The 4,574-nt window shown below is 57.4% G+C and carries 4 protein-coding genes and 1 pseudogene; 3 read left to right on the forward strand and 2 right to left on the reverse strand.

The window, feature by feature from the left end; genetic code table 11:
• Positions 1-253: pseudogene (locus AC1DRJ_RS19655) on the forward strand (hypothetical protein); the annotation flags it as partial.
• A 176-nt stretch (positions 254-429) separates the two neighbouring features.
• Here AC1DRJ_RS19655 and AC1DRJ_RS19660 read toward each other — a convergent pair.
• A complete protein-coding gene (locus AC1DRJ_RS19660; RefSeq protein WP_027922848.1) occupies positions 430-1,647 on the reverse strand; it encodes an argininosuccinate synthase in 1,218 nt (405 codons plus the stop codon).
• Positions 1,648-1,776: 129 nt separating this feature from the next.
• Entirely contained in the window at positions 1,777-2,682 is a 906-nt protein-coding gene (locus AC1DRJ_RS19665; protein WP_477803616.1) for a flagellar protein MotY, read from the reverse strand.
• Between the two features lie 160 nt (positions 2,683-2,842).
• Between AC1DRJ_RS19665 and pyrC the strand changes: the two genes are divergently transcribed.
• Entirely contained in the window at positions 2,843-3,889 is a 1,047-nt protein-coding gene (pyrC, locus tag AC1DRJ_RS19670) for a dihydroorotase (RefSeq protein ID WP_140668350.1), read from the forward strand.
• Positions 3,886-4,563 carry a ribonuclease T gene (gene rnt / locus AC1DRJ_RS19675; protein WP_007943569.1) on the forward strand — a complete coding sequence of 226 codons (678 nt, stop codon included), beginning with the start codon at positions 3,886-3,888 and terminating at the stop codon, positions 4,561-4,563. Before pyrC ends, rnt begins: the two co-directional genes overlap by 4 nt.
• Positions 4,564-4,574: the final 11 nt, after the last annotated feature.

Raw genomic sequence — 4,574 nt, forward strand, 5'->3', positions numbered from 1 at the left:
ATTGTTAAAGGATCTACACATCGTCGATGTGCGAAGGATGAGCAAAAAAATGGAATTCAACACGTTGTTCGAGAAGGTCCAGGCACCTCAGCCATCTTCTGCACGGTTGATCGTCTTTCTCACGTGTACCGATTCAGAAGCGCTACTGAAAGAAAGCGCGCTCAAGCATTCAAAGCAAACAAAAAAACGCAGCAACAMTGCGTTCTGGGTCGCTTATAACGTGAGCTCACAGGGTGTGACGACTATGGCTTGAGTGCCGGGTAGCCGAACAGGACAACGCTCAAAAACTCTGAGAGAGCAAAAACAGAAGGAATTGTACGAGTAACAAGAAGAACGCTGAAAACACAATGCGCGACAGGAAAAACCTCCCTTTCAGAATTGTGGCCTTGTCACCAACAAGGCCACACCTCTATTACCGCTTCAACGATCTCAGAACAGCTTCCGGCCTTTGTTCGCAGCAATGCGCATACGCAAGGCGTTGAGCTTGATGAAGCCCGCCGCGTCGGCCTGATTGTAAGCACCGCCGTCTTCTTCGAAGGTTGCGATGTTGGCATCGAACAACGATTCGTCAGACTTGCGACCGGTAACGATCACATTGCCCTTGTACAGCTTCAGGCGAACAACACCGTTCACGTGGGCCTGGGACGCGTCGATCATTTGTTGCAGCATCAGACGCTCAGGACTCCACCAGTAACCGGTGTAGATCAGGCTGGCGTATTTCGGCATCAGCTCATCTTTGAGGTGAGCCACTTCACGGTCCAGTGTGATCGATTCGATSGCRCGGTGAGCRCGCAGCATGATGGTGCCGCCAGGKGTYTCGTAGCARCCRCGGGACTTCATGCCCACGTAACGGTTCTCGACGATGTCGAGACGACCAATACCGTGTTCACCACCGATACGGTTCAGGGTCGCCAGCACGGTGGCCGGGGTCATCTCGACGCCGTCCAGTGCAACGATGTCGCCGTTACGGTAGGTCAATTCCAGATATTGCGGTTTGTCTGGAGCGTTCTCCGGGGAGACGGTCCATTTCCACATATCTTCTTCGTGCTCGGTCCAGGTGTCTTCCAGCACGCCGCCTTCATAGGAGATGTGCAGAAGGTTGGCATCCATCGAGTACGGGGACTTTTTCTTGCCGTGACGCTCGATTGGGATGTTGTGCTTTTCAGCGTAATCCATCAGCTTTTCACGGGACAGCAGGTCCCATTCGCGCCACGGTGCGATCACTTTCACACCTGGTTTCAAGGCGTACGCGCCCAGTTCGAAACGAACCTGGTCGTTGCCCTTGCCGGTTGCGCCGTGGGAAATGGCGTCAGCGCCGGTTTCGTTGGCGATTTCAATGAGGCGTTTGGCGATCAACGGACGAGCGATGGAAGTACCCAGCAGGTACTCGCCTTCGTAAACGGTGTTGGCGCGGAACATCGGGAAAACGAAATCACGCACGAACTCTTCGCGCAAGTCGTCGATGTAGATCTCTTTGACGCCCATGGCCTGCGCCTTGGCGCGCGCAGGTTCGACCTCTTCGCCCTGACCCAGGTCAGCGGTGAACGTCACCACTTCACAGTTATATGTATCCTGCAGCCACTTGAGGATCACCGAAGTGTCCAGGCCGCCGGAATACGCCAGAACGACCTTGTTTACGTCCGCCATGCCATCACTCCACGGGGTTCTACGGAAAGCCGGGAAGTCTACCGGTCAAACGCGGTAATTTACAGAGGCGCGACAGCTTATGACGACGAAGCGACAGAATCTGTCGAGAGGGCGACCATGACCGGCGAGTCAGGAAGTTGCCGGGGTACTGCCCGTAGCAGTTTGAGGCGCGACTTGCTCGGTCGGCGCCACACGTTCCAGCCGCACCGCCACCCGACGATTTTTCGCGCGATTGCCGGCGTTGGTGTTCGGCGCCACAGGGTAGCGTTCACCATGAAAGCGCAGGGTAATCTGTGACTCCTGAATGCCGTTGGCCTTGAAATAGTCCATCACCGCCAGTGCGCGGCGACGCGACAATTCGCGGTTGGTCAGGCGATTGCCGTTGTTGTCGGAGTGCCCGTCGAGTTCGATATGATTCACCGACGGATCAGCCTTCATGAACTCCAGCATCACTTGCAACTGAGCCTTGGCCTGCGGATCAAGTTCGATGCTTTCACCCGGGAAGCCGATTTCGGACTTTTTAACCTGTTCAAAATTCTTCGGCAGCAGTTTCGCCACGCAACTTTGGTAGTCGCTGAATGCCTTGTTGAACTTGACCGGCAACAGACGCACTTCCGACACCCGGCCATCGCCGGAAGTATGCCGGGTCACCGCGCTGCGGCCATCGATCAATCCGCTGATCAAGCGCCCAGCCTGAGCTTGCGAGCTGTTGAACAGCACATTGCCGCTGCCGATTCTGACGGATCCCAGGTTGATATCACCCCGTCCCGGCTGCCACGGTGCGGCGGCCGCCAGCAAAGTCGCCGAACCACCACCGATCATCGCGTTATAGGCGTTCAGACGAAACGTCGCCTGCTCGCCGGCACGGCGCACAAATTCACCCGACCCGAAATCGGTGACCGGCTGAGACAGGCGGCATTCGAACTTGTCACCTTCGACCGTCCACTCAATGCTCTCCAGTGGTGTCTGGAAAGTCAGCGCCATTGCAGGAAGGCTGGCAAACACACTGAGCAAGGATAAATAACGCTGGCGCACGKGAGGCTCCATTGGCTTCTACGACAAAAAATACCGACACATGTATGTTAACGGCATACCTCGTTCATATCGGTACGTTCCGGCAAAACTTGATAGCGAGTGCCTGCAAGTGTCTTTTCCGGTAGCATTCCCCCTAGTTTGACCCGCCTGGAATTCCCTCATGTCCGACCGCCTGACCCTGCTGCGTCCCGACGACTGGCACATTCATCTTCGCGATGGTGCCGTGTTGACCAATACCGTTGCGGATGTTGCGCGCACCTTTGGTCGCGCTATCATCATGCCCAACCTGGTACCTCCGGTGCGTAACGCCGCTGAAGCCGATGGCTATCGCCAGCGTATCCTCGCTGCACGCCCGGCCGGCAGTCGTTTCGAACCGTTGATGGTGCTGTACCTGACCGACCGCACCCAGCCTGAAGAAATTCGCGAGGCCAAGGCCAGCGGTTTCGTGTACGCCGCCAAGCTGTACCCGGCCGGAGCGACCACCAACTCGGATTCTGGCGTCACCAGCATCGACAAAATCTTCCCTGCGCTTGAGGCCATGGCCGACGTCGGGATGCCTTTGCTGATTCACGGTGAAGTCACCCGTGGCGATGTCGACGTGTTCGACCGCGAAAAAATCTTCATCGATGAGCACATGCGTCGTGTGGTCGAGCGTTTCCCGACGCTCAAAGTGGTGTTCGAACACATCACCACCGCCGATGCCGTGCAGTTCGTCAACGAGGCTTCGGCCAACGTCGGCGCGACCATCACTGCGCATCACCTGCTGTACAACCGCAACCACATGCTGGTGGGCGGAATTCGGCCGCACTTCTATTGCCTGCCGATTCTCAAGCGCAATACGCACCAGGAAGCCTTGCTCGACGCCGCCACCAGCGGTAGCGAAAAATTCTTCCTGGGCACCGACTCGGCACCCCACGCCCAGCACGCCAAAGAAGCCGCGTGTGGCTGCGCCGGTTGCTACACCGCTTATGCAGCCATTGAGATGTATGCCGAAGCGTTCGAACAACGCAACGCGCTGGACAAGCTCGAAGCCTTCGCCAGCCTCAACGGCCCGCGCTTCTATGGTCTTCCAGCGAACACCGACCGCATTACTCTGGTCCGCGATGAGTGGACCGCCCCAACCAGCCTGCCATTTGGCGAGCTGACCGTTATCCCGCTGCGCGCCGGTGAAAAACTGCGCTGGCGCCTGCTGGAGGAACACGCGTGAGTGAAGACCATTTCGACGACGAACAGGACGGTCAAGGCGGTGGAGGCGGCCCTCGTCATCCGATGGCTGCCAGATTCCGTGGCTACCTGCCGGTTGTCGTCGACGTAGAAACCGGTGGTTTCAACTCGGCCACCGACGCCCTGCTGGAAATTGCGGCGACCACCATCGCGATGGACGAGAAAGGGTTTGTGTACCCCGATCACACCTACTTCTTCCGTGTAGAGCCTTTTGAAGGCGCGAACATCGAAGCGGCTGCGCTGGAATTCACCGGGATCAAACTCGATCACCCGCTGCGCATGGCGGTGAGTGAAGAAGCGGCCCTGACCGATATCTTCCGTGGCATTCGCAAGGCTCTGAAAGCCAACAGTTGCAAACGGGCGATTCTGGTCGGCCACAACAGCAGCTTCGACCTAGGCTTCCTCAACGCAGCGGTCGCACGCCTGGACATGAAACGTAACCCGTTTCATCCGTTCTCCAGCTTCGACACCGCGACCCTTGCCGGCCTGGCTTACGGTCAAACCGTACTGGCCAAGGCCTGTCAGGCTGCCGATATCGATTTCGACGGTCGCGAGGCTCACTCGGCTCGCTATGACACCGAGAAGACGGCAGAGCTGTTCTGCGGCATCGTCAATCGCTGGAAACAAATGGGCGGCTGGGAAGACTTCAACGACTGACCCTGTTGGTT

It is taken from the genome of Pseudomonas sp. P5_B2, assembly GCF_056400445.1.